Source organism: Micrococcus sp. LASM2_SD2, assembly GCF_057364565.1.
In genome coordinates this window covers 1-5,343 of sequence record NZ_JBNFOB010000172.1, presented here as the reverse complement: position 1 = coordinate 5,343, position 5,343 = coordinate 1, and the positions used below count along the sequence as shown (strand labels likewise).

Annotated in this window: 6 protein-coding genes; all 6 read right to left on the bottom strand. The window is 72.4% G+C overall.

Features of this window, described 5'->3' with window-relative positions:
- Positions 1 to 261: 261 nt before the first annotated feature.
- Entirely contained in the window at positions 262 to 1,326 is a 1,065-nt protein-coding gene (gene recA / locus AC2W7A_RS09145; protein ID WP_485991092.1) for a recombinase RecA, read from the bottom strand.
- 210 nt (positions 1,327 to 1,536) lie between these two features.
- Positions 1,537 to 1,755: a DUF3046 domain-containing protein gene (locus AC2W7A_RS09140; RefSeq protein ID WP_485991091.1), complete on the bottom strand. Its 219-nt coding sequence runs from the start codon at positions 1,753 to 1,755 to the stop codon at positions 1,537 to 1,539.
- 233 nt (positions 1,756 to 1,988) lie between these two features.
- Positions 1,989 to 2,414: a helix-turn-helix domain-containing protein gene (locus tag AC2W7A_RS09135; protein ID WP_485991090.1), complete on the bottom strand. Its 426-nt coding sequence runs from the start codon at positions 2,412 to 2,414 to the stop codon at positions 1,989 to 1,991.
- 156 nt (positions 2,415 to 2,570) lie between these two features.
- The gene (locus tag AC2W7A_RS09130) at positions 2,571 to 3,794 is read right to left on the bottom strand and encodes a hypothetical protein (protein ID WP_485991089.1); all 1,224 of its coding nucleotides are present in this window, start codon (positions 3,792 to 3,794) and stop codon (positions 2,571 to 2,573) included.
- A gap of 80 nt (positions 3,795 to 3,874) precedes the next feature.
- Positions 3,875 to 4,462 (bottom strand): CinA family protein, encoded by a 588-nt coding sequence (locus tag AC2W7A_RS09125; protein WP_485991088.1) that lies wholly within the window; start codon positions 4,460 to 4,462, stop codon positions 3,875 to 3,877.
- A gap of 25 nt (positions 4,463 to 4,487) precedes the next feature.
- Positions 4,488 to 5,222 carry a CDP-alcohol phosphatidyltransferase family protein gene (locus AC2W7A_RS09120; protein ID WP_485991087.1) on the bottom strand — a complete coding sequence of 245 codons (735 nt, stop codon included), beginning with the start codon at positions 5,220 to 5,222 and terminating at the stop codon, positions 4,488 to 4,490.
- Positions 5,223 to 5,343 lie beyond the last annotated feature (121 nt).

The following is a 5,343-nucleotide window of genomic DNA, read 5'->3' as shown; positions in this document are numbered from 1 at the left end:
CGTGCCGGCGGGCAGGCGCTGCGGGCGCGGGCGGCGGCGAGACGTTCGGGGTCGACGCCGTCCGGAAGCTCCTCCTCCGGCATGTCCGCACCGCCCGACGCTGCACCGCCTGTCTCCACGCCACCACAGCGGGCCGCCCGTTCCCGAGCGGCCCTCACCGAGGGGGCCTCGATCCAGATGGCATCGCCCCAGGAGGGGTCCCCCTGGGGCGTGCCGCGGCCTCGCCGCTCACTCATGCGCTGATCCGGGTCGACCGGCGGGTCAGCCGGCGTCCGGGACGGCCTTCAGCGCGGGCTCCTCGCCCTCCGCCTCGGCGTCCTCGTCCGGCACGATGCCGAGCTTCTTGAGGATCCTGGTCTCGATCTCGAGCGCCAGGTCCGGGTTGTCCTTGAGGAACCGCCGGGCGTTCTCCTTGCCCTGGCCGAGCTGGTCACCGTCATAGGTGAACCACGCACCGGACTTGCGCACGATGCCCTCCTCGACGCCCATGTCGATCAGGCCGCCCTCCTTGGAGATGCCCTCGCCGTAGAGGATGTCGAACTCGGCCTGCTTGAACGGCGGGGCCATCTTGTTCTTCACGATCTTGGCGCGGGTGCGGTTGCCGACCGGGTTGCCGGCCTCCTTGAGGGTCTCGATGCGGCGCACGTCGATGCGGACCGAGGCGTAGAACTTCAGGGCCTTGCCGCCGGTGGTGGTCTCCGGGGAACCGAAGAACACGCCGATCTTCTCGCGCAGCTGGTTGATGAAGATCGCGGTGGTCTTGGAGTGGGACAGGCGGCCGGTGATCTTGCGCAGCGCCTGGGACATCAGGCGGGCCTGCAGGCCCACGTGGGAGTCGCCCATCTCGCCCTCGATCTCGGCGCGCGGCACGAGGGCCGCCACGGAGTCGATGACGACGATGTCCAGGGAGCCCGAGGAGACCAGCATGTCCATGATCTCCAGGGCCTGCTCGCCCGTGTCCGGCTGGGACACGAGCAGGGCGTCCGTGTCCACGCCGAGCTTGCGGGCGTACACCGGGTCCAGGGCGTGCTCGGCGTCGATGAACGCGGCGATGCCGCCGTTGCGCTGGGCGTTGGCCACCGCGTGCAGGGCGACCGTGGTCTTGCCGGAGGACTCCGGGCCGTAGATCTCCACGACGCGGCCGCGGGGCAGGCCGCCGGTGCCGAGGGCGACGTCCAGGGCGACCGAGCCGGTCGAGATGGTCTCGACCGGGGCCTGGGACTGCTCGCCCAGGCGCATCACGGAGCCCTTGCCGAACTGCTTGTCGATCTGTGCGAGGGCGGCGTCGAGGGCCTTCTGACGGTCGTTGCCGGTGGCGGTGCTCATCTTTCACCTCTGGATGTGTGGTCTGTGGTCCGGGCCGTGGGGCCAGGTGCGGGTCCGTCCGATCCGCTCGTGGTCGACACTACGGACGGGCGCCGACACGATAAGCCGTGCTGGGTGTTCCTGTGGACGGTCTCCCGGGTTCGGTCTGCTGTGGAGGACACTACCGCAGATCTTCGAACATGTGTTCGATACGCGCGGCGGCGTGTCCGGTCAGCGCTTCGGCGGGATGTCACGTCCCAGCCGGCGTTCCTCGGGCACGTCCTGCAGGTCGCAGATCGCCAGCCACACCGTGCGCGGATCGACGCCGCGGGACAGCGCCTCCGCACCGGTGCAGTCCAGCCCGGGCAGGTTCAGGGAGTCCACGATCACCGGGCCCCGGGCCCTGCCGAACTCCTCCTCCACCAGGCGGGTGAACTCGCTGCGGCGCATGCACATCCTCTCGGGTCGGAAAGTCTCGTCGGGGCCTCGCCCGTCCGGGCGGGTCACCGGACCGGGCCGGCGCTCGGACCGCGTCGGCACCCGGACGGCCCCAGGGCTCGCACCCGCCGGGCGGGTGCGGTCTCGATGATGCCACGGCGGTGGGCCTTGCGGGACGCGGCGACGGGCGGCCGCCTTCGAGAGGAAGGCGACCGCCCGTCGTCGTGAAGCAGTGCGTCCTGCGGTCAGTGAGCGAGGGTGCCCACGCGGCCGGTGCCGTCCAGGTCCGCGGCGAGCTCATCCGGGACGGTGTCCGGGACGGTCACGCCCTCCTGCTCGGCGATGCGGTCCGAGACCTCGCGGAGCATGGCGGACAGCGGGACGTCGAGGGCATCGCAGATCGAGGCCAGCAGCTCGGAGGAGGCCTCCTTCTGGCCGCGCTCGACCTCGGAGAGGTAGCCGAGGGAGACGCGGGCGTCGTGCGACACCTCGCGCAGGGTGCGGCCCTGGCGCTGGCGGACGTCGCGCAGGACGTCGCCGATCTCGTGACGGAGGACGGGCATGGAGCGCTCCTTGATCTCGGGGGCAGCGGGGGTCTCGTGGGCCTCAGCCTGGGGTCCGTCCTGGACCCAGCGCGTGATGCCGTTGGTGTGGATGGGGTGCCTCATCATGTCTATCGGTACCTCCTGGACGTTCACTGAGCAGCAGCGGTGACTTCGCCCGGCCGATCCCGTCCTCTGTTCTTGACTCGTTCAGGACAACCGCGTGCCCTGCGTGTTCATTCCCGGCGGAGCGAACTTTTCCGTTCCGTGACCTTCACGTCGCCGTCACCCCCGGCGCTCGAGCTCCGCGTGCTCCTTCTCCCGCTCCTGCGCCGCCTCCCGCCGGCGCCGCTCACGCCGCGAGTAGGTGGCCGTGCGGATGGACTCGGAGTCGTCGAAGCTCGATCCCACCGCGCCGGCGATCACACCCATGGACGTCGCCAGCCAGGCCAGGGATACGTAGTCGCCCACGCCGGCGTGCCCGCCGAGCTCCTCGGCCAGGTAGCCCTGCGGGATGATCAGTCCGGCCACCAGGGCCAGCCCCACGAAGAGCCCCGCATAGAGCACGCAGACGGCGATCGTCACGGTCGCCAGGGTCGCCGCGTTGTCCAGGCCCGTGCGGCCGCGCCCGCCGTCCGGGGCGGACCACATCCCGTTCGCGGTGATCAGCCAGACCACCAGCAGCACCAGCGCCACCGCCATCACCGCGGTCAGCCGGGCCACGGACATCTGGTTCGACAGCACCCAGATGGACCCGAAGAACACGCCGTACGCCCCCACCGCCCCCGCCGAGGCCAGGGCCCAGCTCATGGACAGCGGCATCCGCATGGGGCGGTTGGCCATCACCATGCCGGCCAGCATGCGCAGCCGCCCCCGCAGGCCACGGGCGAACACCGTGCCGGAGCGCGCGCCGTCCGGCAGCAGCCCCTCCGCCTCGGCCCGCACCTCGGTTCCCGGCAGCGGCGTCAGCCCGGTGCGCGGGCTGTGGCGGACCCGCCCGCTGTCCACATCCAGCTCCAGGTCCTCGGTGGCCTCCCCGGGCTGCTCACCGCGCTCCTCGTCCAGCACGTGGCCCACCACGCGCACCAAGGTCTCGCGCAGCCGGTGGCGCGGCCGCAGCACGCCGAGGGCGGGCACGCAGACCACCGCCCAGCGCTCGGCGGGGACGACGTCCGCCACCACGCCGCGGCCGTCCTCGAAGCGGGGCAGGTCCACCACCGCCACCACGGTGTCCCAGCCCTGCTCCGCGGCCAGCTCGTGGATCGCGGCCGGCAGGATCATGCCGCCGTCGCCGGTCACCGGCAGCGCCCGCTTCAGGACGCGCACCTCCCAGTCGATGCCGCCGCCGAGCCGCTCGGAGAGCACCCGCGGCAGCGAGTCGGCCACGTCCTCGGCCAACCGCAGCGGCAGGCCCGGGTCCGCAACCAGACCCACCACGTGCCGGCCGTGGCCGTCCGGGTCCGGGTCGTTCAGGGAGGGCAGGGGAAGATCAGGGTCTCGGATGGTCACCTGCGGAACACTACGCGGCCCGGCGCGGTGCGCGTCGAGGGGCCTGGGCCTGTCTGTCCGCTGGGAGTCCTCAGGTGGCCTCAGCGGCCTCCGGCGCCGTCCGCGGTGTCCGAGGCACCGCTGAGCAGCTCGGCCACCACCGCCAGGGCGGCCCGGGTGCTCTCAGCCCGGATCGCCTCCCGGTCCCCGTCCAGCTCCAGCAGGCGCGCCACGGTGAGGGTCCCGTCCGCCAGCGCTCGCCCTGCTCGCCCACGACGACGGCCGCCTCCTCCCGCAACTCCCGCGCCGACCGCCAGGCCCAGCCAGACCGTGCCCACCGCCTTGCCCTGGTGCGGCTCGGGTCCGGCGACGCCGGTGGTGGCGAGGTCGATGTCCGCGCCGACCGCGCGGCGCACCCCGGCGGCCATCTGCCGCGCGGTCTCCGGGTCCACCGCACCGCGGGTGTCCAACAGGCCGGCATCCACGCCGAGCACCTGGTGCTTGACCCGGTTCTGGTAGGCGACCACGCCGCCCTGCAGGACGGCGGACGCGCCGGGGACGTCCGCCACGGCGGCGGCCACACGGCCGGCGGTGAGGGACTCAGCGCAGGCGAGCGTCAGCCCCCGCTCCCCCAGCCCACGCACCAGGGCGACGAGCTCCGCGGAAGGCTGCTCGGCCGTCGTCGTCATCCCGTGTCTCCTCAGGCAGTCCGGCTCACCGGGCCACGCGACCGGAGACGATGGCCTCGCGACGCAGGGCGATCGCCTGGCGGACGTAGTCCACGCCGGTCACCACGGTCACCACGAGTGCGGCGCCGAGGAAGGACCAGCCGACGTAGGCCCACCAGAAGCCGAGGACGTCGAACAGGGGCATGGCCAGGAAGCCGATGCCGGCGGTCTGCAGCACGGTCTTGAGCTTGCCGCCCCTGGAGGCCGGCATGACGCCGTACCTGATGACCACCAGGCGCATCAGAGTGATGCCCCACTCGCGCACGAGGAACAGGACGGTGACCCACCACCACAGCTCGCCGAGCAGGGAGAACACAACCAGGGCGGCGCCGGTGAGCATCTTGTCCGCGATGGGGTCGGCGATCTTGCCGAAGTCCGTCACGATCCCGCGGGAGCGGGCGATGTCCCCGTCCAGCTTGTCCGTGTACATGGCGGCGCCGAACAGCACGAACGCGATCCAGCGGGCGGTCAGGGAGTCCTCGCCCCACGGTCCGCCGGCCCAGAGCGCCCACACGAAGAACGGCACCATGATGATGCGCACTGTGGTGAGCACGTTCGGCAGGTTCCAGTTGGACTGCTTCTGCGGGGCTGTGCCGTGGGCGGCGCCCGGGGCGGCACCACCGGTCGGGGCACCGCCGTCCGGGGTGCCGTCCGCCGCAGAGGAGCCGTTCGGAGAGGAGCCGTTCGGAGAGGAGCCGTTCATCGGCCGGTCAGCTGCCATGCGTCCTCAGACTCCTCCGCGTCGTCCTCGTCGTGCCACTGCCGGGCCTGAGGACGGTCGGCCAGGTCCTCGGCCACCAGGTCACGGCCGTGGTCGCCGCCGCCGGCGGCACCGCCGGCGG